Origin of the sequence: Flammeovirga pectinis, assembly GCF_003970675.1 — a bacterium.
Lineage (GTDB): Bacteria > Bacteroidota > Bacteroidia > Cytophagales > Flammeovirgaceae > Flammeovirga > Flammeovirga pectinis.
On sequence record NZ_CP034562.1, the window covers coordinates 3494083 to 3519799 of the forward strand.

The following is a 25717-nucleotide window of genomic DNA, read 5'->3' on the forward strand; positions in this document are numbered from 1 at the left end:
TGAAGTGTTTATCCTTTTAAAAGAAGAGTTTTATTTCATTAACTATACCCACAATTAAACACAAAAAAGCCACCCTATAAATTAAGGTGGCTCTACTTGTATATTTTTACAGAATATTATTTGATAATAATTGTTCCGTTATCGTCTGTCGAATAACTAAAGCCTACTGCTTCAGACATTAATTCCATCACTACATCAAAAGACTTATCTTCGAATGTACCAGAGAATTTTCTACTTTTTAACGCTTCATTCTTAATAAGAATTGTTTTATGGTATGCTTTAGAAAGTACCTGAACAGTTTCGTCTAAAGTTTGTCCGTTAAAAGATAAATGAGATTGCATCAAATTAGCTGCATTTAACTCATTACTTTCTCCTTTTAAAACTTCTCCTCCTTCAAAATATCCTTTCTGATTTTTTACCAAAACAACATAATCTCCAGAAGATTTGTCTTCAAAACGAACTTTACCAGTAACAACATCTACTTGATCTTGTGTTAAATGGAAAGATGTTCCTAAAACAGTTGTTGTTGCCTCAGAAGTGATAATAGAAAATGGATGTTTTTCATCTCTTTCTACTTCAAAAAAGGCATCACCTTTTAAAGAGACTACTCTATCTCCTTCTCCAAAATCTTTAGGGTATGTTAAAGCACTGTTTTTATTTAACCACACTTGAGTACCGTCTGGTAACTCAACTGATGCCATAGCATTTGTTGCCTCTAAAGTAATTTGGTCTGCTCCAGATCCAAAATAGTAAAAAGTAGATAAACCTACAGTTAACAATATTGCTACTGCTGCTGCAATACTTCTTTGGAAACTCCACATAGAACGTTCTACTGTACCTGTTTTTGCAGCAGGTTTAGATACTTTCAATGTTGGCTTAGGAAGTTCAACCTCTTTTGTTGCCTTTTCTTCCTCTTCAGAAATATTCATGCGAAGTAGCATTTTGGCCATTGCAGCATTCATTTCAGTAGCATCAACATTACGTTTTTGCTTCTTTCCTAATTGCTCCGATGCATTCCAGATATTTACTACCTCTTTTTCTACACTTTCAGCCTGATTAGATAAAGATACTGCAATTGAAGTCTCTTCAGACTCTACTTCCAAAATCTTTTGCCAAATCTCACCTACTTTATCGTCTAAGAATTTTACATCTACACGATGCTGTTTTTCTTGACCTATAGCATTGGATTGCTTCCAAATTGCTGTCGCTTCAGATAGAACGCCTTTAAATGTCGTGTCAGTGGTAGCAATTTTTTTAGCCGTTTCAACAGCCTCATTATCACCATCAAGACATCTAGCAATCAGCGTCCAATCAATGTTAATTTCCTTATCCATAATGTGTCGGATAAAATGTTACTCGTTATTATCTTTATTTCTTAGGAGCTTATCATATACTATGCATAAGTCTGTCCTATTTTTTTATTCCACAGTAGAATCGTCATCGTAATGATCTTTCTATATTACAGACAACTGTATAGTATTGGTGGACAAAAATATTCTAAAAAAAATTCCCTGTAATTAAGACATGAATTATCAAGCCGATAACAATGCCCCCACTTACAGCCATTAAGTTAGGATCAACAAACCCTTTTAACTGCTCTCTTAGTTGTTTTAATGCCAATCCAATTTGATAATGTACCGTCCTAACGGGTACATCTAATGCATCTGCAATTTCTTTATATGTTAGATCTTCAAATCTGCTCATCTTAAAGATTTCCTTCATTTTATCAGGTAATCCATCAATTGCAGTATTTAAACGCTTCTCTAATTCAGAAAAATGATAAGCATCTTCTGTATCATTAGAAGAAATTATCATAGTCTCCGCAACACCTTTTTGATACTCACGCTCAAAGTTTCTTCTTTTTAAGAAGTTAAGCGTATGGTTTCGTGCCGCTCTATATAAATACGCCTTTAATGATAAATTAATATTTAAGCCTTCTCTTTTTGTCCAGAAATTAACAAAAATATCCTGAACTAACTCTTCGGCTGTTTCCCAATCCCTTACCATTCCATTTATAAAATTTAGAATGGCTTGGTAATATTCTTTAGTTATATATTCCCATGCTAATCGGTCACCGCCTTTCACTAGGTTAATAAGTTCTTCTTCTTCTATTTGATCGAATTCCATTTATCTATTACTTATTCGACTTAAAGAGGACAACACTTACCCTCATTTACTTAATAAATATATTCAAAAAAATGAGTTTAATAAACACTACAACACTATTTAGTATCAGATTAATAAGAGTTTAGTAAAAAACATTAATGATTTAGATTGAATACATCTTGTTAATTAACAAATGACCTCGATTATATCAAAAATTATTATCGAATTTTTTCACAAAAATTAAAATAGCTTCTGATTTTTAGGTGCTTCATTACTTTTCACATCAAATAACACCCTAAAAACCTACAATCATAGTCAATAACTAAGATAGGACAGTTAAGTAATAAGGTTGATCAATTATTACTATAAAGAACTCTAAATTTTATGACTAAAAAGTAATAATTAATTCTTGCTCTTTGTAAATTGCTTTTTTGATACATCCATTATTTTTTCATCATGAATAAGCAAGAAAAGGTACAAGACATTGTTAAAACATTACAGGAGTTATATCCAAATCCTCCAATTCCTTTGGATCATAAAGACCCATTTACCCTATTAGTTGCTGTTGCACTATCGGCACAATGTACAGATGAAAGAGTAAATAAAATTACACCTTTACTTTTTGCTAAAGCTGATAATCCCTACGATATGGCTAAACTCAGCGTAGAAGAAATAAGAGATATTATTAGACCTTGTGGACTTTCGCCAATGAAATCTAAAGGAATACATGGCATGTCTAATAGTATAGTCGACAATTTTAACGGTGAAGTTCCTGCTAATTTTAAAGATTTAGAATCTTTCCCTGCCGTTGGTCATAAAACTGCATCTGTAGTAATGTCACAAGCTTTTGGTGTCCCTGCTTTTCCTGTTGATACACATATTCACAGATTAATGTATAGATGGGGATTAACAAACGGGAAAAACGTTGAACAGACAGAAAAAGATGCTAAACGTCTTTTTGATGAAAAAGATTGGAATGATTTGCACTTACAGATCATTTACTTTGGTAGAGAGTACTGTTCTGCACAAAGACATGATCCAAAAGAGTGTCCTATTTGTTCTAAACACGGTAGAAAAACATTATTTGTTGATAAAAAAGCAACTAAAAAGAAGAAAGTGAAATAGATTCACATCTGCTTACTAACTGATTTAAAATAACTTAGTATAATAGAAGAAATAAACTCATTTTTTTAAACTTAATTTATAACTTTTATTATTTAATATAAACAAACAGGCAAGGTTAGCGTTAATAATCTTGAAAATTATCAATTATTCTGACTGATTAAGCACCCTAATGCCGATATATGCCGTTTATCTAGGTATTATTGTAATGCGTCGAAATTATTATGTATAAAGTACACGTATTAATAATATTGTGCATCAAATAAGTATAAAAAGTCATTTATGTGACGGATTTGATGACAAGTTATTAAGTCCGATTGATCACTTAACGAATAATTATAAGAATATGAACACTACATTGTTGAACCAGCAAATTATGACAGACAGAGAGTTTGAACGCCTTCAAACTTTGTCTTTTGGTACTAGTGCTGAAGCATCTATCGTTATTGCTCACGAAATTGCGGATCTTATTCGTGATAAAGCTTCTAAAGGAGAAAATGCCGTTCTAGGTTTAGCTACTGGTTCATCACCTTTAAAAGTATACGATGAATTAATTCGTTTACATAAAGAAGATGGTTTATCATTCAAAAATGTAATTACTTTCAACCTTGACGAGTATTATCCTATGCAACCTGATTCTGTACATTCTTATGTACGTTTCATGAAGGAAAATTTATTCGATCATATTGATATTCAAGATAAAAACATTCATATTCCTGACGGTACTGTAGCAATGGAAAACGTGTATTCGTTTTGCCAAGACTACGAAGCTAAAATTGCTGCTGCAGGTGGTTTAGATATTCAAGTTTTAGGTATTGGCCGTACAGGTCATATTGGTTTTAACGAACCAGGTTCTACAGAAAATAGCCGTACGCGTATAGTAACTTTAGATGCTGTTACACGTATAGATGCTGCCCCTTCTTTTGGTGGTCTTGATAACGTACCTAAGCGTGCAATTACAATGGGTGTTAAGCCTATTATGCAAGCGGGTCGTATTATAATGATGGCTTGGGGTTCTGGAAAAGCACCTATCGTTAAGAAAATGGTAGAGGGTGATATCTCTATGCAAGTACCTGCAACATTCCTTCAAAAACACGATAACGTTTCTGTTTACATCGATGAAGGTGCTACTGAAAACTTAACGCGTATTACAACTCCTTGGTTAGTACGTGAGGTAGAATGGACAGAAGCAATGATTAAAAAAGCTGTTGTTTGGCTGGCTTACAAAACAGGCAAACCAGTACTTAAACTAACAAACAAAGATTATTTAGAGAGCGGTTTAGATAGCGTTCTTTCCACTAAAGGTTCTGCATACGATTTGAATATTGAGGTATTCAATATGTTGCAACATACTATTTCTGGATGGCCAGGAGGAAAGCCTAATGCAGACGATACGCAACGTCCAGAAAGAGCAGAGCCTGCTAAAAAACGTGTAATTATCTTCTCTCCTCACCCAGATGACGATGTTATTTCTATGGGAGGAACGTTCCAACGTTTAGTAGACCAAGGACACGAAGTACATGTAGCTTACCAAACTTCTGGTAACATTGCCGTTTCTGACGATGATGCACGTAGATATGCTACATTTACACAGTCTATGATGAAAACTTTTGAGTTTGATTCTGCAGAATCTCGTTCTAAGTTAAAAGAAATCACTGGTTTCTTAGATGCTAAAGAAGAAGGAGATATTGACTCTCTAGCAGTACGTCAGATGAAAGGTCAAATTCGTCGTGATGAATCAATTGCAGCTTGTCGTTACACAGGTATTCCTGTAAGTAATGTTCACTTCTTAGATTTACCATTCTATGAAACAGGTAAAGTTCGTAAGAACCCTGTAGGAACAGCTGATATTGAAATTATCAAAAATTTATTGACCGAATTAAAGCCTGAGCAAATTTATGCAGCAGGTGATTTAGCCGATCCACATGGTACACACCGTGTATGTTTAGATGCTATCTTCGCAGCTCTTGAAGAGTTGAAAACCGAAGAGTACATGAAAAACTGTTGGTGTTGGTTATACAGAGGTGCATGGCACGAATGGCCAATCGACGAAATCGAAATGGCAGTACCAATGTCTCCTGAGCAAGTATTGAAAAAGCGTAAAGCAATTTTCTTCCACGAGTCTCAAAAAGATGGTGTAGTATTCCAAGGTACAGATGATCGTGAATTCTGGCAACGTGCCGAAGAGCGTAATGCTGGAACTGCAAAATTATATAACCAATTAGGTTTATCTGAGTATGAAGCAATGGAAGCGTTTGTACGTTACCACTTCATCTAAAAACACTTTTAAAGTGTGCGATGATTAAATTATTGAGCGTCTGAAAGAAATTTCAGACGCTTTTTTTTTAGCTGATATTCTTGTAATTTGTTGTTACCCATTTTTTTTTAATGCATTACATTCATAATCCTCTTATAATGAACATAATTACAAAGAAAGTAGATTACAGCAGCTTACTCGTCAGATATTCGGTACTAACATTACTCCTGTTTTTTACTTTTATTTTATCGTCTGAAGCGAATGATAGTATCCCAACAGTAAAAGTTGGTATAGAAGTTCTTCGAGATAAAAATTTTAAATCTTTAGAAGGAAAAAGAGTTGGCTTGGTAACTAACCCAACAGGTGTTGATCATAATTTCACTTCTACTATTGATATTTTACATCAAGCCCCAAATGTTCAACTTACTGCTCTTTATGGGCCAGAACATGGCGCTAGAGGAGATACAGACGCAGGAGCACATGTAAATAGTTATATTGATAAAATAACTGGGTTAACGGTTTACTCCTTATATGGTAAAACCAGAAAGCCAACTCCAGAAATGCTTCAAAATGTGGATGTTATTGTGTATGACATCCAAGATATTGGCGTCAGATCATATACTTTTATTAGTACACTAGGTCTTGTTATGGAGGCTGCAGCAGAAAATAATAAAGAAGTAATAGTACTAGACCGTCCAAATCCTTTAGGAGGAAATAAGATTGAAGGTAACATTGTAGAACCTAACTTCTTCTCTTTTGTAAGTCAGTTTCCAATTCCTTATATCTACGGAATGACAGTTGGAGAATTAGCTTACATGATGAACTATGAAGGGTGGTTAAAAAATAAAGCACAATGCAAATTATCCGTTGTTCCAATGAAAGGTTGGAAACGTAATATGAGGTTTAAAGATACTGGAAGAGAATGGGTACCTACTTCACCGCATATTCCTTTTCAAGAAATTGCAGAGCTTTACCCTGCCACAGGAATTATTGGAGAACTTGAAGCTAGCTTTATCGGTATTGGTTATACCTTACCTTTTAGTTTATTAGGTGCAGAATGGATTGATGGTTTAAAATATGCAGAGGCACTTAATAAGTTAAATTTAGATGGTGTACACTTCAGACCTATATCATTTACTCCTTATTACAAAGATAAAAAAGGAATGAAATTACATGGTGTACAAGTTTATATCACTAATTTTTCTACAGTAAGATTATCAGAAATTCAATTCCAAGCTTTAGCAGTCCACCATCAGCTTTATCCTAATAAAGATCTTTTTAAAGGGAAAGAAAACAGGTTTGGTATGTTTGATAAAGTTTGTGGAAGTGATCAGATAAGAACTCGATTTACACAAAATTATACGTTTGATAGTATAAAAGATTATTGGAGGAAAGATGAAGTAGCTTTCAAGAAAAAATCTACCGTTTATTATATGTATAGATAAAAAGAAAAGAGTTGATAGAAATTTAAATCTATCAACTCTTTTTATTTAAACGAAATATAGTTTTATATCAATACTTAAGCTACAGACAACTCTGCCACCTGGTCTTTTTGTTTTTGTGCAGAAAATAGATAGATAAAACCACCAATTGTAAACAATGTATCTGCAATTGTCATTGGTAAATAATGCATTAAAGTTATATCTGGTGACGTAAGCATTAATCCCCATCCTGTTAAGGCCATTATACCTTTTTCAAAATTAGAATATATAACTGCAGACTTTCTATATTTCTTTTTAGTACCTGCCATAAAAAGATAAACTCCTATACAACTTACCATCATAGCCCAATGTCCAAACAATGGTGCTGCAAAAGGTATATTAAGCATATCTAAATGTAAAACCGTATCTGTACCCGAAATAGGATTTAAAATCATAGGAACATTACCTAAAGCAGTAATTAAACCAGTAATCCAAAAATAATATTTTGTTACTTTCTCGTTCATAATTGTAGTATTTAAAAGGATGCGTATTTTTAATTAAGATATTTGACTTGATGTATCTGAAGAAGGTTTTATCAGATAGATAATTCCTCCAATAGCAAGTAGTGCTTCTAGTACTATTAAAAGCGTATAATTTGCATGTACACCATATTCAGAAATTGATATAGCATTAAAATCACTTGTTAAATACCATAATGAACATCCTATAATATATAATTTTGATGCTGTTGAGAATAACGCAACCGAAAAACGGACAGTTGAATTAAAACTTGCATAAATTAATAAAGCACCTAAACCCACTGCCATAACTCCCCAATGTCTAATTAATGGCATATAATTCTCTGGAATATTTGCTGTAAAATTAAATAATTCTAAAGTTGCCAATCTTGGGGCAATCATAACTGGTAAACTCCCTAATAGGGTAGCAATTCCTGCAATAAGGAAAAAATATTTTGTTGTTTTCTGGTTCATAATTTTAATGTTTTTGATTGATAGAAGAGTTATCAACCTATTCTCTAATTCTGTATGTTGCAAATTTAGTTTGAATTGAAACAATTAAAATTGATCTATGATAAGATTTTAATAGAAAACAAAAAAAGCTGTAAAACCAATAGTAATTAGTTTTACAGCTTATTATATATCTAAAATCTAAATAATTAATACCACTCAGATATTTCTTTCAAAGATTTCCTATCAATATTAGGCACTTTTGAATTCTCTTTCGGATAGCCTACAGGTATTAATAAGAAAGGGCGTTCGTTTGCAGGTCTATTGAGTTCCTTTACTAAAAAGTTCATTGGAGATGGTGTGTGCGTTAAAGCAACCAACCCTACCTCATGAATTGCATTTAGAAGAAACCCTGTAGCTAATCCTACAGATTCATTTACGTAATAATTATTATGACGAATTCCTTCATCATCTATATTATATACCTGCTTAAAAACTACAATTAACCAAGGAGCTGTTTCTAAAAACTCTTTGTGCCAATCTGTTCCAAACTGCCTTAAGTCTTCAATCCACTCATCACTCATTCTTCCGTGATAACCTTCATACTCTTCCTTTTCAGCAGCCTTTCTAATATTTTTCTTTACCTCAGCTGAAGAAACAGCACAGAACATCCATGGTTGTTTATTTGCTCCCGAAGGTGCACAGCTTGCAGCTCTAATAACATTCTCTATAACCTCCTTAGGAACCTGTTTATCTGAAAACTCTCTTAATGATCGTCTTTTATTAATTTTAGAGTAATATTTCTTAGAACAAAGTAACATTTCTTCATCAGAAATATTGTCTGGTATATATGGTATAAAATCTTCTGTAGAGTTCATACTAAAGGGTTAATTTCGTTTACTGTCTTATCTACGCTTAAAAGTACAATAAAAACTTTAAAAAATTAAAAAACAAACTTATTTATTGCTTCTAATAATTCTTTTGGTTTTTCAGCATGTACCCAATGTCCTGCCCCATCTATCATAACAATATGTACAGAGGCAAATTTTTCATTAATTTCTTTTTGGTCAGCTTCTTGAATATAATTAGAACTACTTCCTCCAATAAACAAAGTAGGTACCTCAATTAAATGATTTGATTCTAATGCTTTTCCTACTTCTTCAATATTTTCTGTAATTACTTTTAAGTTTGGTCGCCAAGCAAAACCACCTTCTTTTTTACGATATATATTTTTAAGTAAGAAAGAACGTTCTCCAAAATTTGGAATATATTCAGCCAATGCTTTATCTGCTTCTCCTCTCGTTTTAATGGTTGTTATAGGTAGTGCATTTAACCCTTCTAAAATAACTTGATGATGTACAGGATAAAAACGAGGTGCAATATCTACTATAATCATTCTACTTAACATTGAAGGGTAATTTGCTGCAAATTGCATTACAGCCTTGCCTCCCATAGAATGTCCTAATACAATTGGTTTTTCTATCTCATGTTGTTCAATAAAATCTTTAATATCATCTGCTAGAAATTGATAAGAAAAGTCTTCGCTGTGTGGAGACTGCCCATGATTACGTTGGTCTATCATGTATACATGAAATTTTTCTGACAACACTTTCCCTAAAGTCATCCAATTATCACACTGTCCAAATAAACCATGAAATATTAAGAAAGGAGTATTTCCTTTTTCACCAATTTCTCTATAAAACAAATTCATTGTCTTCTTAATTTTAATTAGAGGTACTAAACACTTAATTTTGATGTGCAATTTATAAAATGAAATCCTGTCTTTATAAAAATGAAAAAAATCTCTAAACAATTTTCTCTATTTGTTTTAGTTATTGGTCTATTTTTTAGCTGTGGCTTAAAAACTTCGGAGAAAATTAATTCAACTAGTGTAAATAAGCAGATTAAGGAACGTAAAATAAAGCGTATAAAAGAGCCTAACATTGTGGAGAAAGGTTATGCTATTGGTACTACAATAAGTACTAGTTTTAATCAAGAAACACCTTGCGGAACAATTGCACTAACTTCGATGCCTGATAGTGTATCTCAATTTTTAAATAAAGTATGGATAGCCTGTGCTAGTCCATCTAATGAGATTGAGAAAAGTTTATGGGATGCTTATCATTATAATATTAAAAATGATTATGCTTTAAATAGTAATATTCAAAAAATTCACCTCAGTAAAACAGAAGATGCTTACTTGTATTCTTTTCCCTACCTAAGTGATGGAAAATTAAGAATACTTCAGGTTGAGCTAAATCATAAGGCATTAGTACTCGCTTTATATTAAAGTTGTTGTTAATAGTTCTGAGTTACTCTTGGATTGTTTTAAAAGATGCAGTACCTAAAAGATACTCAACTAAAGAAATAAGTTATCTTTGCAAAAATTATATTTAGACAGATTTAGAATATGAAATATTTGATTGTAGGCCTTGGTAATATCGGACCTGAATATGCAAATACCAGACATAATATTGGTTTTATGGTTGCAGACCATTTAGCAAAAGAAAATGGTGCATCTTTTACAATGGATCGATTGGCTTATGTTACAGATTTTAAACATAAAGGCAGAAGTATTACAGTAATTAAACCTACTACGTTTATGAACTTAAGTGGTAAGGCTTTAAAGTACTGGGCAAATCAATTAAAAATAAAAGCAGAAAATATTCTGGTTATTGTAGATGATCTTGCACTTCCTTACACAACTTTAAGAATGAAAGGTAAAGGTGGAGCTGCCGGACATAATGGGCTTAAAGATATAGAAGCTCAGTTACAATCTTCTGCTTACCCAAGATTACGTTTTGGTATTGGTGATAATTACTCTAAAGGTAAACAAGTTGATTTTGTATTAGGTGAGTTTTCTGAAGATGAAAAAATTGATCTTGATACATTAATTGAAAAATCTGCAGAGATGTCTCTATCTTTCTGCTCTATCGGTCTAGCAAGAACAATGAACCAATACAACAAATAAAAAATGACTGATAAATATATCAAAGGATTTTCTGGATACATTATGATTGTACTCCAAGCTGCCTTATTCGGTTTAGCTGGGTATGTACTTTCATTGCCCGATTTAGGTGCGGTATCTATGCTTATCCTTTTTATCGACCTCGTTTTAATTAGAGGCTATTTTGTTACTCATCAAGGAGAAGGTGTATTGCTTTCCTTAATGGGAAAATATAAAGGTACTATTGATGTTGCTGGGTTTTATTGGTCACATCCATTTAGATCTGTAAAAAGAGTTTCTTTAAAAGACCATGTAAATATGGTTGGCCCTTGGGCTACTTTTGCAAAAGATGGTGTTCAATTAGAAGTGAGTATAGAATTACGTTGGAAAGTAGAAGATGCTGCAAAAGCACAGTACGGACTTTCTGATATTCAGGAATCTGTAAGTTCTATTGCAAAAGAAACAGCACAAACGTTAATAGAAATGTATCCGTATGAGGATTTAGGAAAAGAACGTGTTTCTTTGCGCTTACATTCTAATACTATCTCTAGTGCATATGCTACTGCATTAAAAAAGAAGTTATTAGAAAATGGTTTGTATTTAGAAAGTGCTCGTTTTAATGGCATAAGGTTATTAAATAAAAAACGCTCTACAGAAGAGGCCGTTTCTTTAGCACAACAAATGGTACAAGAAGTTGATGAATTAGATCAACTATCAGAAAGTGAAAAGGCAGATATGAAACTTCAGTTATTAACACTGTTAATGACGGAGAAGTAAAAAAGGCCTATTGATTAAGATTATATTCTAGAATTATGCATAAAGATGATTGTTTTGAGTTTGGTAAGATTACAAAAACTCACGGATTAAAAGGAGAGGTATTGTTCTTTCTTGATGTTGATGAACCGTCTAAGTATGAAGGTATCGATGCTGTATTTATTGAAAGAAGAGGTAGCCTAGTTCCTTTCTTTTTAGAATACCTATCGCTTCATAACAATAGATACATTGCTAAGTTTGAAGAAATAGATTCTATAGAAGATGCTGAAGCATTAAAAGATGCTCAATTGTTTCTTCCAATGTCTGCTTTGCCTAAACTACCAGAAGGACAATTCTACTATCACGATATTGTTGATTTTACAATAGTAGATAAGAACCTTGGAGAGCTAGGAACTGTAGGTAAAATTTATACAAACTCTGCTCAAGATCTTCTTGAAATGAATTACAAAGGTAAAGAAGTACTTATCCCTATTAGTGATGATATTATCCTTACTGCTGAGTTAGATAATAAAATACTTAATACTGATATCCCTAATGGGCTATTAGATATTTATATGGAATAACATCCCGTATCATTATCAAATTCGTAATAAAAAGAGCTCCTTTAATATTTTTTAAATATTTAGAGGAGCTCTTTTACATTTTCAAATATAACAGTTGTTTATGTTATCAGTCATTAAGTATTTAAACACAAATTCTATTAGACCTACAACTACATTTGTTCGTATACAAACAGGTAATTAACACGATCTTATTATTGTTTGTAAAAAAACATTATCAATATTTAAACTACTTTACGTGAAAAAGCTACTACTTATTTTCTGCATGGTTGTTTTGGGGGTCTACTCAAACAATGTTCAAGCACAAACAAGTTTACAATACTACTACGGAATGGGTGGTGTTCAACAATTATCGATATGGCAAAATATTGATGATACTAATTTATTAAACGTCCGTGTAGGTTACCAAGATTTTGCAGAAGAAAATGTATCTCTTTCTTTAGGTTATGGTCACCTATTTGGAGAGTTCTTACCCTATTTAGTTTTTAATAAAGATGTTACCTCTGATCTTAATAATTACTCGTTCACAAACGGTTATTATTGGGCTCCTGGTGGTAGATGGGATTTTGCTATAGGATGGACACTAAACCAACATGAAACACTTAGAGATGGTACCGGTACTTCTGAAGTTCCTGCAGATACATTCTCATCATGGAGCCAATCCTATTGGTTTGATGTATATTATAACTTACCAAAGTTAAAAGCTCAAATTGGAGTTGAAACTGGTGTTACTTCTTCTGGACAATGGTTTTGGGGTGTAATGTTTAGTAAGGCATTTGATTTTAGTAAAAAGAAAAAGATGAAATAATTCAACTTAGAAATTATTCACAAAAAGAGCAGCAAAACATTTTGCTGCTCTTTTTGTATACTCTGATTTATATCTAAATTCGGATATCTAATAAAATATCATTTCAAAGACTAAATTTCCCAAAAACAATGAAACAAATTATCAATCTAACTTTTTGTATTTTCTTAATTACCTCACTATCAACACATGCCCAGAAATATAATAAAAAGTATAAAATCGATTACTGGGATAAAGGTATTTTTTCTTTTGGTACTACAGCTAGTTTGCCAGACTATTCTAACGCAACATCTGATATATATGTAAAACCAGGAGTGACTCTAGGTTTACATTATAGTACTTATTTTTCTAATTATTTCTTTTTAAATATGGGTGTTGAATTTAATCAACTTCAGACAGCATTTAAAGCACTAAATACAGTAGAAAATAATTATAAATTAAAAGAATCGAATATCTCTTTTCCTATCACTATAAATCCAATACTACCTATTTTCAAATGGCTTGCCGTAGTTGGTGAAGTTGGAGTAGTATATACACACAGATTAAACTCTACGATATATACTAATGTTACAGAAGAAAGTATTAGTCTTTCTAACAAAGACAAATCTAAGCCTTTTAAGAGGTCTGATATAGCCGTACGATGTGGGGTAGGATTCAGGTTTGGAAAGCATGTTGAAATTATTGGAGAAGGCAACTTAGGTTTACTAGACATGGATAATTCTGGAAGTCAGATTTATAACAGATATGGAATTCTAAAAACAAATTTCATCTTCTAAATAAGAATAAGAAAGTTGTAATTTTAATCTAAATGATTGGGATTGCAACTTTTTTATATATTTATGGTTATAAATATATATGCAAGGCTATACTTACTGCTAAAGTAATGTTTATGAACAACTTAAACGCTCCATTCCCTCTTTTACAAAGTAATAAGGTAAAATTTATTTCTTCTTTCTCTTTTGGCTTTTTTGTATTTGTATTCCTCTATATTTTCCAGCCATTCGGAATTAATGAAGTTCAATTTTACAAGCCTCTATTTATTGGAGGATATGCTCTAATTACGTTTAGTTGTGTTGCGTTTTCTTTCTTTGGCCTTCCTCTCCTTTTTAAAAACACTTTTAATCCAGACAAGTGGACTGTCAAAAAAGCGGCTCTTTATACTTCTTTTATAATTTTGATAATATCTGTAGGTAACTGGTATTACACAGCTACAATTGGCCAAGAGGTTATCTCTTTAAAACACTCTTTCTTAAAATTTATTGGTATCACATTTTCTGTTGGTATTTTTCCTACAGTCATTTTTTTAATTTTTACAGAAAAAACATTAAGAAAAGTCAACGAGTCTAAAGCAGGAAATATAACAAAACAAATACATACTGATTTAGAAATTGAAGAAGAGAAGCAAGAAAATGATATAATACCACAAATTGATTTTTTAGCAGACAACAATAGTATCCCCCTAAATCAGCTTAATTTCCTATGTATAAAATCTGAGGGAAATTACCTTGAAGTTTTCTTTTTCATAGATGGCAAACTAAACAAAAGTGTTATAAGGTATCCTTTAAAAAAAGCATTTGAACAAGTAAACGAGCTTAACAATATTCATCATTGCCATAGATCATTTATAGCAAACTTTGATCAAATTGAAAAGGTTAGTGGCAATGCTAGAAATTATGAGTTACATCTTAGAAACCTCACATTTACAATACCCGTTTCTAGAGGTTTTTCTAAAGATTTAATAGCTATTTATAAGTAAAATCTACTTCTTCACCCGTCCCATTCATCCCAAAATATTCATTTAAAGCTCAAAAATAAGGTTTTAAATACCATTCAATCCCATTGACAACAATTCAGTTTAAGGTCTCAGAATGATTATATAAATTGCATTATCAGTTAAACAAAATAATGTATTTATGTTTCATCTGTTTATCCTATATTTTTGGTCGTGTATGTTTACACCTTCACAAACCTCTACAATAAATTTAATGCTTGATGGTATTGAAAATTCTAAAGGGGAAATTGTAGTGGTATTATATAATAGCGAAGAGACATATACAATAAACACGAACCATTATCGTAAAGTTATTTTAAAACCTAATGGTAGAAATTTAACTATTTCTTTTAATGAAATTCCTTGTGGGACTTATGCTATTTCTGCATACCATGATGAAGACAGTAATAATAAAATAACCACTAACATTATTGGTATGCCTATCGAAAAATATGGGTATTCTAATAATAAATTTGGAAAACTAATAGCTCCAAAATATTCTGAAGTGTCTTTTTCTACAGCAAATACTCATGTTACTAGCCTTGTGATTAATTTAAAGTGATGTAATAATATCACCTTAAAATACCCGAATTTAAATTGTAATTAACTTTCTCTCAACCGTAAAAGATATGTTTACAGATTTACACAATCCAGACCTAATTGAAAGATATGAAGTCCTAAATAATTACAATAAAAATAATAGTCAGCCTGATAATTTCTCATACAATTACAATAAGGGTTTTGCTATATTTATAGATGAAGATCATATACATAAAGCATTTCCTATACTACAAGAGTTAAAAAATAAGAGGTTTAAAAACCCCATCTATTTGTTTTGGATGAAAAGTAAAAAGTCGACACCTACTTTTCATGAAACATTATTGAAAGAACATTTTAATAACATTGATGTTTCTAAATGTGATAATCTTAGTAGCTTAACTCCTTTAAGTATTCAAACAAAGTTATTTCAGTTGACTGATTTTCAATATTTCGTAATTGGGCACTCTTCATTTGTAAAAATGATCACTAATCTTTTTGAAGGAAATCATTTAATCCAATCAAAAGATATACATAAAGATACTTACTAGTTGGTTTTTATAGACAATATGCTTCTCTACCCAGAATATTAAAGCGATGTTGAAAATCGCATTTCCTGTTAAACGCATAAAAGGTCATCAAATTTAATTATTTGATGACCTTTTTATCAATTTTTTGACATAAAAAAACAAGCCAGAAACGCATCGCTCAACTACTTACCCTTGCTTACTTCCGTACCTGGGGGATTCGAAGGAGCAAATCGATCTGACTTGCGATGCAAAGGTAAGTACATTTTTTAATTTCACAATATTATTTTCATAAAAAGTAGATAAAACATCTACAAATAGCACTAAATGCAATAGTATCAACCTTTTAAATTTAAAAATTATTTTAGGTTAGTAAAGTACTAATATCATCTTGCGTTAATTTCTTCATAAAACTCTCTTCTGTGGTAATTAAATTATCAGCAAGCTCTTTCTTACTCTGCTGCAAAGCCAATATTTTCTCTTCTACCGTTCCTCTTGTTATAAATTTATATACAAGTACTTTATTCTCCTGTCCAATTCTATGTGCTCTATCTATTGCCTGTGCTTCTATAGCAGGGTTCCACCACGGATCTAGGATAAACACATAATCTGCTGCAGTAAGGTTTAAACCTAAGCCTCCAGCTTTTAATGAAATAAGGAAAACTTGAACATCTTTATCGTTCTGAAATTTGTCTACTTCTGCTTTTCTATCTTTTGTCCCTCCATCTAAATAAGAATATTTTATTTTCTTACTATCAAGCTCTTTTCTAAAAATAGTAAGGTGCTTTACAAACTGGCTAAACACTAAAATTTTGTGTCCTTCCTGTGTTGCATTCTCTAAAGTTCTGATTACCTCTTCAAATTTACCTGCAGAATGTTTGTAGCTTTCTTCTGTTAACCTAGGGTGGTTTGCAAGCTGACGTAGTTCTGTAAGCCCTTTAAGGAGCATAAATTGAGATCCTTTTACACCTGTAGTTTCTATATGTTCTAAAATCTCGTTTCTATAAGACGATTTTACTTCTTCATACTTCACTTTCTGTTCAGGAGTCATATCAACGTACATCACCTTCTCAATTTTTTCAGGTAATTCTGATGCTACCTGAGATTTATGCCTACGCATAATGAAAGGCTTAATCAAACGATAAAGTTTAGCATATTTCGCTTCATCTTTTTTACGCTCAATTGGTGTTAGAAATTCCTTTTTAAAGAAGTTTTGTCCACCTAAAAGACCTTCATTTGCAAAATTCATCTGCGACCATAAATCCATTGTAGTATTCTCAATTGGAGTACCTGACAATAGTAATCTTTTTCTACTTTTTAGCTTATTTACAGCCTTTGTAATATTAGAATTTGGGTTCTTTATAGTTTGAGCTTCATCAAGTACTATGTAATTAAAATAATAGCTAGATAATATCTCTGCATCTATTCTAGCTGTTCCGTAAGAGGTAATTACTATATCGTACCAACCAAAATTTTCGGGATTTTTAGAACGGTTTGTTCCTGTATAATTAAGAATCTTAATTTTAGGCGTAAACTTCTTCGCTTCCATCTCCCAATTGTATACCAATGATGTTGGCATAATTAAAAGAGAAGTTCCATTTTCTGAAACACGCTCATTTTCTAAAATTGCTAATGTTTGTACTGTTTTACCAAGTCCCATATCATCAGCTAAACACCCACCAAAATTATATTCTGATAAGAAACGCATCCAGTTGTACCCTGCCTTCTGATAAGGTCTTAATTTCCCTTTAAATGACTTTGGAAGTTCATAATCTTCAATAGTTTCAAAATCATTTAAACGTTCTAGCTTCTTATTTAAACTTACTTTTGCTAAAGAACCTTCTTGTAATTCTTGAACTAAAGCTAAATGATGTTTATGTAAACGAGGTGTCTCGCTATCATTATCTAAGAAATAAAACAACTCTTGGTATTGTGTAAACCATACATTAGGTATTACAGCAATTTCTCCGTTTGGTAGCTCAAATTCATGCCTCCCTGAAACTATTAATTTTCTGATTTTGATGAATGGAATTTCAAACTCTCCAAAAACTACTTTAGTTTTTATATCAAACCAATCTCTATCTTCAGAAACTTCTAAGTTGATTGTAGATTGCCCAATAAAATAGATTTTATCTAAATCTTCTCCTTGAGTGATCTCAATATTTAACGCATTTAATTTATCAGAATTTGTTGATATCCAAGAAAACGCATCGTTTTTAGGTAAAACCACAAATCCTTTTTTTGCAATATCTAAATCTAAATCAATGACATGATTACGGATATCTTTTTCGAATCTTTGATCTCTTCTTGTTTTAGTAAAAATGAAATCATCGTTTTCTTCAATATGTTCTAGTGTCACCTGGCTTCTTTTTCCGATAGTAGAAGCATCTACAGTATCACCATTATAGTGATACATTAATCTTAACTCTACTTCACTTGCAAAAACAGGTGCATCATCTTTATCAAACAATCCTTCTTGCCCTTTAATTTCTTTTAGTAAAATTGACGCTGACGGTTTATCTTCTTTAGTAATTATATCAAATCCAGATGCTTTAACTTGATAATCTTCTATTAAATGAGAGATGAATTTCTCATAATAACTTGCCTCCATTTTTTTAGGAACGGCAATGAAATTTTTAAACAGGAATGGTTTTATTTTTTTACCATCAACCTCTCCATTAAAAGTATATAATTTACCTTCTAATAATAACCACGCAGGCTTATTAGAAAGGACTACTGCATTTTTATATTGAAACTCTACCTTCTCATTATCATAATACATAAAAGGACGGTAGTTAGTATGGTCTTCATTTCTCCAAAACCTAAAGACAATATCCGCTTTATTTTTCTGAACCCGTATAGTTTTATAGGTAGGGTTACCATCTTTACCCATCTCAAAAACCATTTTACTTTGTAGCTTATTCAGCATTTTAACACGGTGTTCTTCTACAAATTCAAGAATTCGTTCTTGCAATAATTTATCACCTTTCTTTTCATCAAAAACAGTAAGAAAGAACATGTTAGGTTTCTGACGTTTCTTATTTCCAAATCTATGAGCAATAGACTCCGGCTGAATATCATCCATTAAATGAATTAACTCATAATCAATATCATCTAGCTTACTGCTAAACTCATGAGCATTTCTAGACGAAATATTCTGATGTAAAAGTGTAAGCTTATTTTCACTATTTAATTGTACCACAAAAGACTCGAATAAATACCCGAGATATTGATGCTCAAATAGAGAATAGACTAACTTAAATGGTTCAGAAGTTGATACTTTCATCGGATCACTTTTACTTTTTAAACCTACAATTTGGTTAATATGAAATTATCAAAAGTAGCATATTTCTACATACCTACAAATTGATCTTTTAAAAAGGTTTGAAATAAGTGAGGAAATTAAAAGTTTTAGCATTTTTGTTAATTTGACTTAAAAATCATTGTGTTCTTAGTTAACTAAAACAAATTATTCAAATAATTGTAAGTCAATCAATTGGTTATTGGTGAATTCGGATTATCAAACCTATTTTTGACAAGTAATACTAACTCGCTAAAGGAAACAATATGTCCTCGAAACTGCATACGTCAATTCTAACATTCTTAGCTATACTTATGGCTTCGTATATAATGTGGGATCTGTTTGAAGAAAATTATAGTGACTCTACTAATGATCAACAGTTAATTGTTGAAGAATTAGAAGGGCTTGGTCGCTTAGAATTATATAAAGCTCGTGTAAGAGATGTTGCTGAATATTCTGAAGAAAATGAATATTTAGAAGATATTCCTATTGCTAGTGAATACTTTAAATCTAAAATTCTTGCTGTAATTGGTGGAGAAATAGTTGCTTACATCAATCTAAATGAAATAAAACAAAGTGATATTCGCATAGCAGACTCCACAGTAATAATAGACCTACCCAATCTACATATTGATGGACGTGTAAACCCTAAAGAAGTAAAAATATATTCTTCTGACTATGCCAGTCCTGAAGCAATGAATAAACTTTACATAGAAGCAGAAAGAAAACTCCGCCAAACAGGTAAAGAAATGCAACTAGAAGCCAAAGCTAAAGAGAATGCTAGGTTATACCTTGCTCCAATCCTTTCTAAGATAAGTGGCAACCGCCATGTAAAAATTAACTTTAAAGATAGTGTCAACTTACACTATATTAGACAATAACAGCGTTATAACATTTGAAGACTTCTAGTTTCTGTATTTTATTGTTAGTCAAATAACATTAACTACTTATAAATTCGTAATTGTATTATTAGTAGACTAAGGCATTTTGATAATTGTATTTTACTACAATTTGCCTTAAGTAATGTGTTAATAGTTTGATTATTTTAATAAAAAACAGTAATATACAACTAATTACATGGTCTTATTTTTTAATTACTATTCTAAGACTCTTACTAAGGTAAAGGTATTATTTACTGCATGTTATGATAAAGAACGTACAAGCTAATTTTTTTTATACTAGATTATTAATTACATCTCTATTTCTACTTCTTGGCTCGCAGAGTTATTCACAAAGTATTTTAGGTACCCATTATTCTAAAGATAACGGACTTAAAGCTGGATATGTAAAAAGTATTGCCAAAGATTCTATTGGATATTTATGGCTCGGTAGTGACGACGGACTTATCCGTTACAATGGAAGTAATTTTATTGACTACACAGATAAAAAAATAACTAGTAATTATATAAAGCAACTCCTTAGAAGAAAGGACGGTTCTCTATATGCTATCACTGATAAAGAAATTGTGAGAATTTTTAGTAAGCCAGATCAAGTTTCGTTTAAGACGATACTGAAATCGAGTGCTACTGAAAATACTGTAGGAAAACTTAATTACGGTAAATTACTTTTTGAAGACCGTAAAAGTAGACTTTGGGCTGCAGATAATTACCAAATTTTTCAACTCCAGAAAAATGGTAAATTCGAAACTATTTTTAATGATTTCACGCTTAATGCAGAAAGCCAAAGTAGATCATTTACAATGGTAGAAGATGCTGATGGAGTAATTTATGCATTCCATCACTCAGGAGCTGTATATCGATATGCAGAAGCTTTAAATTCTTTTGAGTTAGTTTCTAAAAAATTCGGTTTATCAGAAATACAACATGCCGTTTGGTACAATAAGTCTTCGTTCTTAGTTGCTGACTCCAAAAAAGGAGTTTCTTATGTAACTATTAACGGTAATAAAGTAACAAGAAAGCAAATTGGCAGAAAATTCGATGCTTCATTTATCCAAGAAATAGGCACAGATTCTTACTTTGTCACTGGATGGGTTTCTGGTATGTATCGTTTAGAATCAACATATAAAGGTTTTTCTATACATAGAGCTCCAGAAATTGGTGTTTATAATGGTAGCTCAATGCTCTATGATGATCTAGACTTATGGGTTGCTAGAGATAAAGGTATATCACTATTTCAAAAGCTTCCATTTAGTTCATTTGCAACAAGTATAACGAGCTCATATATTCAGCACGTCAACGGTAATGGAGACGATCTCTATTTTACCGATGGTGACAACTTATATTTTGGTGGTTTAAACTCTCTTGATCAGTTTAATTTAAAGGATAAAGAGAAAATTGGTTCTACAGGAAACTCATTCTTAAGAATCTTACCAACAGACCAAGGTGTTTGGACTTCTGATGCTGAAGGGGTTCTGCAACTATGGAGAAATGCACAACCAATTAGAAAAATTGATTTATCGCATATTGGTGGTGCTATTTTTATTTTAGAACAAGATAAGGATGGTAACCTCTGGATTTGTCAGGATGGTATTCAAGGAGCTATTAAAATTGGTAAGGATAATAAACCAAAAATATATAGTGTAGAGCAAGGTATTACAAGTAGAGCCATTGTTATTAAAACGACAAAAGATGGAGATATCTATGTAGGTGGTACTAATAAAGAAGGGTTAATATTTAAATACAATGATGTTATTAATGCTTTTGATAACTTATCTGAAGATCTAAATTTTGATTTCGAAGGAAATATTCAAACTAATGATATCGCTATTCTTAAAAATAATGATGTTGTCTTAGGTACTTCTTATGGTACAATATTACTTTCTGATGAAAAAATGAAGCGTTTGAACTTAGGTGATTTCACTTCTATTACAAATAATGCCTTAGCACTTGATCCAAATGAGAAGCAATTATGGATTTCGTCTACATCTGGTTTACTTAGATATAACTTCGAACACGATGAATATTTACTTTATACCAAAAAAGATGGATTGCCAGATGCTGACCTAAATATAAGAGGACTTCATATTGATGAGTTTGGTAGGTTATTTATATCAACATCAAGAGGTATTGGTTTTGCAGCCAACTTACAAATACTAATAGAAACTCCTAAACCTTTTATTGAAACTATAAACGTTGGTGGTGATAAACTTTCATTACAAGCTAAAGCTGATATCCCTTCTGATAGTTATTTAAGAGTTGATTTTCATATTCCTGTTTACCCTACAGAAAATGTCGCTTTCCAAAAGCGTATTCTAGGATACCCTGGATTAGATGAATGGATGAACTTTGAAAAAGAAAAAGAAGGTTTACTTATAGATCAATTAGAAGCAGGTTCTGCATATACATTAGAAGTTAGAGGACGAAAAACAGGTAACTTCTCGTGGAGTAGACCACTTTCTTACAGATTCTCGGTTTATACTCCTTTCTACAAACAATGGTGGAGTTATGTTCTGTACATTGTTGGTACAGTTACTATTGCCATTATTATTGTTCAATTTAACATGTACAGAAGTAGAAGAGAACAAAATAAACTAGAGGAACAAGTAAATATTAGAACAAAAGAAGTAGAAAAACAATCTTCGGAATTAACCGATAAGAATAATGAATTAGAAAAAGCCTTTAATAGATTGAAAAGATCTGAAGCTATTCTAAATCATAATACTAAAGAACTAGAAAGAGCAAAGAAAGATGCTGAAAAAGCAGCTTCTAAACTTCTTGATAAAAACAGCGAGCTAGAAGAAACCTCTAGAACAATTCGTGAACAACACCACGAAATGAAAAGTCATAGAGAGCAAATCCTCCGTCAGAATGAACTTGTAAAAGAACAAGCCCTTTTACTTTCTCAACATAATGAAAAAGTAAAAAGCTCAGTAAACTATGCCCGTAGAATGCAAACTGCCGTATTTGGTAAACCGCAGGATATGGAAGAGAAAATGCAAGGTATTGGACAACACTGGGATGGTTTTGTATATCTAAAGCCAAGAGATATTGTATCTGGTGATTTCCATTGGTTTGGTGAGAAAAATGAAAACTACATTATTGTAGCTGCCGATTGTACGGGTCATGGTGTACCGGGTGCCTTCATGTCACTTATTGGTAATGACCTTCTAAATCAAATTGTTTATGAAAGAGGTATTCTTGATCCAGGTCGTATTTTAAAGTTGATGAATGATATGATTCGTCAGGCCTTAAATCAGCAAGAAAATGAAGATAGTCGTGACGGTATGGATATCGCTATTTGTGTGGTATCACCTAAACGTAAAACATTAACTTTTGCTGGAGCAGGTAGACCTTTATACTATATTTCTAACTCTAACCCAGACGAATTACAACGCTTAAGAGGTGGTAAATCTGGTATTGGTGGTAAGAAATCTCAAAAGAAGATATTCGAGTCGCACTCATTACCATTAGAAGATATTCATGTAATGTATATCTGTTCTGATGGTTATCAAGATCAATTTGGTGGTCCTGACGGTAGAAAGCTAATGCAAAGACCGTTTAAAGAGCTTCTATTCAATATTCATAACAAGGACTTAGATCTGCAAAGAAAAGCGCTAAGTCAGTTTATGGACCAATGGATGAGCCAAGGTAACCAACGACAAATTGATGATATGCTGATTATAGGAATAAGGCCTCACGTTATTATCAATGAAGAAGAAGAAAAACAACTTCTACTTTTAGACGAAGCGAGTGAGCAAAGACATACTATATTTTAAGAACAAGGGAAAGATCTACAGGTCTTTCCCTTTTTTATTTCCTATTACCGAAATTACTTAATAAAGTTCATTATTTTTGTAGTAGATATAGTCAATCATTCAAATGCACAAATTTACATTACTACTACTGTTACTTCTCACTATGGGATGCTATACTTTATGTATAGGTCAGCAAAGTAATGTGTCTGTATATACAATATATAAAGTAGGTGATGATGGCCTATTAGACAAGCAAGATATTGCCGAAAGGAAAATTGTAAAAGTATCCCCTATAAGTTCTCTAGAAGATTGGCATTTCTTTTTTGAAGAAGAAAAAATTATTGCTTACGAATGTACTTATTTAAATTTACCCTATACAGAACTAATTGGTAGTAAAAACAATACGTATTCAGATTATCGAGGAAGAATAATATTATCTACATCTAAGCGAGAAAAAGACATTCTTCTTAAGATTAATTATAACAGTTCTGAAAAATTACTCTCTTTCACAAAAGATGAAAATTATGAAGCATCTTCATTTTTTGAGAAAATCATCTCTAGTCAATAAATTCACAAAGATTGTTTAAACAAGTTTTGGTCTATTATTTGTAGTGTATTCAAAAAAACATTTACATCTCATAAACTACCACTATGAAAATCTATTATCAAAAACCTAAAAATATTTTATATCTATTTGTATTCATCATTTCTACAATTAGTTTCTCGTTAGATACATTTGCACAAGGGTGTTCTGACGCTGGTGTTTGTAGTATTGGTCCTATGAAACATACAGACCTTTTTGACGACGTTCCAACCAATGGAGAATTAAGGTTTAAACCTTCTTATGGTTTAGGAGAAAAAGCTGTTAGCGTTATTAATCTACAAATTGAAGGTGATTACAGCATTGCTGATGTTGTCTATTTCCAATTTCAACTTCCTTATACATTTACTACGGGTAATTTAGGAAGTGCAAATGGTTTAGGCGATTTAACACTTTCTCTTTCCGCACCAGTTTTTACAAATGATAAAGTTACAACTACTGTATTTGCAGGTACAAAAATACCTTCCAATGACGGTAACTTAATGCAAGACGGACAAGCATTACCAATGGTTTATCAAACCAGTTTAGGTACTTACGATTTACTTGCTGGAATTGCTGTAAATGTTGATAAGTTATTATTTTCTGTTGGTTACCAACAACCACTTACACAAAATAGCAACACTTATATTGAAACAGGAAATGACCCTGATAATGAATATTGGTCTACAAACGAATTTGAACGTCAACCTGATGTTGCCATTCGTGCTGAATATGGAAAAAATGCTGAAAAAATTAATTGGAAAGCAGGTCTTTTAGGAATTATACATATTGGAGAAGATTCTTATTTAGACCCTACGGATAACCAACGAAAAAATATTGAAGGATCGAGTGGTCTTACATTAAATATTACAGGTGGAGTGTCTAAATCTTGGGGACGTTATTCTCTTGGTTCAGACTTGGGTTTTCCTATAATTGCTAGATCTGCTCGCCCAGATGGGTTAACAAGATCTTTTGTACTGTCTTTATATGGTGGATGGAAGTTTTAAACAATTTATTCATTTTATAACACCTATATGAACTAGTTATTGCAAGTGAATTAATTCCGTTAATTACTAATAATTAATCTACTATTTCGAGTGGTTATTATATAAAATTATCGTAAATTATATTGTATAATTAAACGGTCATATCATGAGCATAGCAAACCAACAGCAGTACTTGTGGGAAGGTGGGTTTGAAGACACTGACAACCATGAATTAAGTTTCAAAGTTACATTGTATTATGAAGACAACACTTCAGAAACATACTTTGAATCTTCATCAATTGATTTATCCGAAGACGAAAATTTTAAACAAGAATTACTTACTCAAGAAGGTGTAATTGATTATTATATCGAAATGAAAGGAGTAATCGCTTAAACATTAA

The 25717-nt window shown here is 31.8% G+C and carries 24 protein-coding genes; 17 read left to right on the forward strand and 7 right to left on the reverse strand.

Annotation, left to right across the window (positions count from 1 at the left end):
• Window positions 1-116: 116 nt before the first annotated feature.
• Window positions 117-1334: a FecR family protein gene (locus EI427_RS14015; protein WP_126615683.1), complete on the reverse strand. Its 1218-nt coding sequence runs from the start codon at window positions 1332-1334 to the stop codon at window positions 117-119.
• A 163-nt stretch (window positions 1335-1497) separates the two neighbouring features.
• On the reverse strand, window positions 1498-2127 hold the full coding sequence (locus EI427_RS14020; RefSeq protein WP_126615685.1) for an RNA polymerase sigma-70 factor: 630 nt from the start codon (window positions 2125-2127) through the stop codon (window positions 1498-1500).
• Between the two features lie 435 nt (window positions 2128-2562).
• Between EI427_RS14020 and nth the strand changes: the two genes are divergently transcribed.
• The 3 genes from nth (at window position 2563) to EI427_RS14035 (ending at window position 6930) form a co-directional block, all read left to right on the forward strand.
• Window positions 2563-3231 (forward strand): endonuclease III, encoded by a 669-nt coding sequence (gene nth, locus EI427_RS14025; protein WP_126615687.1) that lies wholly within the window; start codon window positions 2563-2565, stop codon window positions 3229-3231.
• Window positions 3232-3574: 343 nt separating this feature from the next.
• Window positions 3575-5506 carry a glucosamine-6-phosphate deaminase gene (gene nagB / locus EI427_RS14030; protein ID WP_126615689.1) on the forward strand — a complete coding sequence of 644 codons (1932 nt, stop codon included), beginning with the start codon at window positions 3575-3577 and terminating at the stop codon, window positions 5504-5506.
• A gap of 137 nt (window positions 5507-5643) precedes the next feature.
• Entirely contained in the window at window positions 5644-6930 is a 1287-nt protein-coding gene (locus EI427_RS14035) for an exo-beta-N-acetylmuramidase NamZ family protein (RefSeq protein ID WP_126615691.1), read from the forward strand.
• A gap of 74 nt (window positions 6931-7004) precedes the next feature.
• On the opposite strand, the gene EI427_RS14040 is transcribed toward EI427_RS14035, so the two are convergent.
• The 4 genes from EI427_RS14040 to EI427_RS14055 all read right to left on the reverse strand — a co-directional run bounded on the left by EI427_RS14040 (window position 7005) and on the right by EI427_RS14055 (window position 9585).
• On the reverse strand, window positions 7005-7430 hold the full coding sequence (locus tag EI427_RS14040) for a hypothetical protein (protein WP_126615693.1): 426 nt from the start codon (window positions 7428-7430) through the stop codon (window positions 7005-7007).
• Window positions 7431-7463: 33 nt separating this feature from the next.
• Window positions 7464-7898 (reverse strand): hypothetical protein, encoded by a 435-nt coding sequence (locus tag EI427_RS14045; protein WP_126615695.1) that lies wholly within the window; start codon window positions 7896-7898, stop codon window positions 7464-7466.
• 185 nt (window positions 7899-8083) lie between these two features.
• Complete coding sequence (locus EI427_RS14050) at window positions 8084-8752, reverse strand: nitroreductase family protein (protein WP_126615697.1); 669 nt, start codon at window positions 8750-8752, stop codon at window positions 8084-8086.
• A 65-nt stretch (window positions 8753-8817) separates the two neighbouring features.
• The gene (locus EI427_RS14055; RefSeq protein WP_126615699.1) at window positions 8818-9585 is read right to left on the reverse strand and encodes an alpha/beta fold hydrolase; all 768 of its coding nucleotides are present in this window, start codon (window positions 9583-9585) and stop codon (window positions 8818-8820) included.
• An 81-nt stretch (window positions 9586-9666) separates the two neighbouring features.
• On the opposite strand from EI427_RS14055, the gene EI427_RS14060 reads away from it, so the two are divergent.
• The 9 genes from EI427_RS14060 (at window position 9667) to EI427_RS14100 (ending at window position 15819) form a co-directional block, all read left to right on the forward strand.
• Window positions 9667-10164, forward strand: a complete 498-nt coding sequence (locus EI427_RS14060) for a hypothetical protein (RefSeq protein ID WP_126615701.1) — start codon at window positions 9667-9669, stop codon at window positions 10162-10164.
• 120 nt (window positions 10165-10284) lie between these two features.
• Complete coding sequence (gene pth, locus EI427_RS14065) at window positions 10285-10845, forward strand: aminoacyl-tRNA hydrolase (RefSeq protein WP_126615703.1); 561 nt, start codon at window positions 10285-10287, stop codon at window positions 10843-10845.
• A gap of 3 nt (window positions 10846-10848) precedes the next feature.
• A complete protein-coding gene (locus EI427_RS14070; RefSeq protein ID WP_126615705.1) occupies window positions 10849-11598 on the forward strand; it encodes an SPFH domain-containing protein in 750 nt (249 codons plus the stop codon).
• Between the two features lie 35 nt (window positions 11599-11633).
• Complete coding sequence (gene rimM / locus EI427_RS14075; protein WP_126615707.1) at window positions 11634-12158, forward strand: ribosome maturation factor RimM; 525 nt, start codon at window positions 11634-11636, stop codon at window positions 12156-12158.
• 235 nt (window positions 12159-12393) lie between these two features.
• The gene (locus EI427_RS14080) at window positions 12394-12963 is read left to right on the forward strand and encodes a hypothetical protein (RefSeq protein ID WP_126615709.1); all 570 of its coding nucleotides are present in this window, start codon (window positions 12394-12396) and stop codon (window positions 12961-12963) included.
• 128 nt (window positions 12964-13091) lie between these two features.
• On the forward strand, window positions 13092-13736 hold the full coding sequence (locus EI427_RS14085; RefSeq protein WP_126615711.1) for an outer membrane beta-barrel protein: 645 nt from the start codon (window positions 13092-13094) through the stop codon (window positions 13734-13736).
• A 113-nt stretch (window positions 13737-13849) separates the two neighbouring features.
• Window positions 13850-14716, forward strand: coding sequence for a LytTR family DNA-binding domain-containing protein (locus tag EI427_RS14090; RefSeq protein WP_170178471.1), 867 nt, complete (start codon window positions 13850-13852; stop codon window positions 14714-14716).
• Between the two features lie 193 nt (window positions 14717-14909).
• Window positions 14910-15293, forward strand: a complete 384-nt coding sequence (locus EI427_RS14095) for a DUF2141 domain-containing protein (RefSeq protein WP_170178472.1) — start codon at window positions 14910-14912, stop codon at window positions 15291-15293.
• A gap of 67 nt (window positions 15294-15360) precedes the next feature.
• Window positions 15361-15819, forward strand: coding sequence for a ferredoxin reductase domain-containing protein (locus EI427_RS14100; RefSeq protein WP_126615717.1), 459 nt, complete (start codon window positions 15361-15363; stop codon window positions 15817-15819).
• Window positions 15820-16159: 340 nt separating this feature from the next.
• On the opposite strand, the gene EI427_RS14105 is transcribed toward EI427_RS14100, so the two are convergent.
• The gene (locus EI427_RS14105) at window positions 16160-19081 is read right to left on the reverse strand and encodes a DEAD/DEAH box helicase (protein ID WP_126615719.1); all 2922 of its coding nucleotides are present in this window, start codon (window positions 19079-19081) and stop codon (window positions 16160-16162) included.
• 329 nt (window positions 19082-19410) lie between these two features.
• On the opposite strand from EI427_RS14105, the gene EI427_RS14110 reads away from it, so the two are divergent.
• From EI427_RS14110 to EI427_RS14130, 5 genes are all read left to right on the forward strand, one after another.
• The gene (locus tag EI427_RS14110) at window positions 19411-19977 is read left to right on the forward strand and encodes a DUF4230 domain-containing protein (protein WP_170178473.1); all 567 of its coding nucleotides are present in this window, start codon (window positions 19411-19413) and stop codon (window positions 19975-19977) included.
• Window positions 19978-20240: 263 nt separating this feature from the next.
• Complete coding sequence (locus EI427_RS14115; protein ID WP_126615723.1) at window positions 20241-23771, forward strand: SpoIIE family protein phosphatase; 3531 nt, start codon at window positions 20241-20243, stop codon at window positions 23769-23771.
• A 103-nt stretch (window positions 23772-23874) separates the two neighbouring features.
• Complete coding sequence (locus tag EI427_RS14120) at window positions 23875-24318, forward strand: hypothetical protein (RefSeq protein WP_126615725.1); 444 nt, start codon at window positions 23875-23877, stop codon at window positions 24316-24318.
• Window positions 24319-24401: 83 nt separating this feature from the next.
• Complete coding sequence (locus EI427_RS14125; protein ID WP_126615727.1) at window positions 24402-25337, forward strand: hypothetical protein; 936 nt, start codon at window positions 24402-24404, stop codon at window positions 25335-25337.
• Window positions 25338-25482: 145 nt separating this feature from the next.
• Complete coding sequence (locus EI427_RS14130; RefSeq protein ID WP_126615729.1) at window positions 25483-25710, forward strand: hypothetical protein; 228 nt, start codon at window positions 25483-25485, stop codon at window positions 25708-25710.
• The last annotated feature ends 7 nt before the right edge of the window (window positions 25711-25717 follow it).

What these genes read in the sequence shown, in the direction of transcription:
- EI427_RS14015 (WP_126615683.1), bottom strand. Translation starts at nt 1,334, where the DNA reads ATGGATAAGGAAATTAACATTGATTGGACGCTGATTGCTAGATGTCTT.
- EI427_RS14020 (WP_126615685.1), bottom strand. Translation starts at nt 2,127, where the DNA reads ATGGAATTCGATCAAATAGAAGAAGAAGAACTTATTAACCTAGTGAAA.
- nth (WP_126615687.1), top strand. Translation starts at nt 2,563, where the DNA reads ATGAATAAGCAAGAAAAGGTACAAGACATTGTTAAAACATTACAGGAG.
- nagB (WP_126615689.1), top strand. Translation starts at nt 3,575, where the DNA reads ATGAACACTACATTGTTGAACCAGCAAATTATGACAGACAGAGAGTTT.
- EI427_RS14035 (WP_126615691.1), top strand. Translation starts at nt 5,644, where the DNA reads ATGAACATAATTACAAAGAAAGTAGATTACAGCAGCTTACTCGTCAGA.
- EI427_RS14040 (WP_126615693.1), bottom strand. Translation starts at nt 7,430, where the DNA reads ATGAACGAGAAAGTAACAAAATATTATTTTTGGATTACTGGTTTAATT.
- EI427_RS14045 (WP_126615695.1), bottom strand. Translation starts at nt 7,898, where the DNA reads ATGAACCAGAAAACAACAAAATATTTTTTCCTTATTGCAGGAATTGCT.
- EI427_RS14050 (WP_126615697.1), bottom strand. Translation starts at nt 8,752, where the DNA reads ATGAACTCTACAGAAGATTTTATACCATATATACCAGACAATATTTCT.
- EI427_RS14055 (WP_126615699.1), bottom strand. Translation starts at nt 9,585, where the DNA reads ATGAATTTGTTTTATAGAGAAATTGGTGAAAAAGGAAATACTCCTTTC.
- EI427_RS14060 (WP_126615701.1), top strand. Translation starts at nt 9,667, where the DNA reads ATGAAAAAAATCTCTAAACAATTTTCTCTATTTGTTTTAGTTATTGGT.
- pth (WP_126615703.1), top strand. Translation starts at nt 10,285, where the DNA reads ATGAAATATTTGATTGTAGGCCTTGGTAATATCGGACCTGAATATGCA.
- EI427_RS14070 (WP_126615705.1), top strand. Translation starts at nt 10,849, where the DNA reads ATGACTGATAAATATATCAAAGGATTTTCTGGATACATTATGATTGTA.
- rimM (WP_126615707.1), top strand. Translation starts at nt 11,634, where the DNA reads ATGCATAAAGATGATTGTTTTGAGTTTGGTAAGATTACAAAAACTCAC.
- EI427_RS14085 (WP_126615711.1), top strand. Translation starts at nt 13,092, where the DNA reads ATGAAACAAATTATCAATCTAACTTTTTGTATTTTCTTAATTACCTCA.
- EI427_RS14090 (WP_170178471.1), top strand. Translation starts at nt 13,850, where the DNA reads ATGAACAACTTAAACGCTCCATTCCCTCTTTTACAAAGTAATAAGGTA.
- EI427_RS14095 (WP_170178472.1), top strand. Translation starts at nt 14,910, where the DNA reads ATGTTTACACCTTCACAAACCTCTACAATAAATTTAATGCTTGATGGT.
- EI427_RS14100 (WP_126615717.1), top strand. Translation starts at nt 15,361, where the DNA reads ATGTTTACAGATTTACACAATCCAGACCTAATTGAAAGATATGAAGTC.
- EI427_RS14105 (WP_126615719.1), bottom strand. Translation starts at nt 19,081, where the DNA reads ATGAAAGTATCAACTTCTGAACCATTTAAGTTAGTCTATTCTCTATTT.
- EI427_RS14110 (WP_170178473.1), top strand. Translation starts at nt 19,411, where the DNA reads ATGGCTTCGTATATAATGTGGGATCTGTTTGAAGAAAATTATAGTGAC.
- EI427_RS14115 (WP_126615723.1), top strand. Translation starts at nt 20,241, where the DNA reads ATGATAAAGAACGTACAAGCTAATTTTTTTTATACTAGATTATTAATT.
- EI427_RS14120 (WP_126615725.1), top strand. Translation starts at nt 23,875, where the DNA reads ATGCACAAATTTACATTACTACTACTGTTACTTCTCACTATGGGATGC.
- EI427_RS14125 (WP_126615727.1), top strand. Translation starts at nt 24,402, where the DNA reads ATGAAAATCTATTATCAAAAACCTAAAAATATTTTATATCTATTTGTA.
- EI427_RS14130 (WP_126615729.1), top strand. Translation starts at nt 25,483, where the DNA reads ATGAGCATAGCAAACCAACAGCAGTACTTGTGGGAAGGTGGGTTTGAA.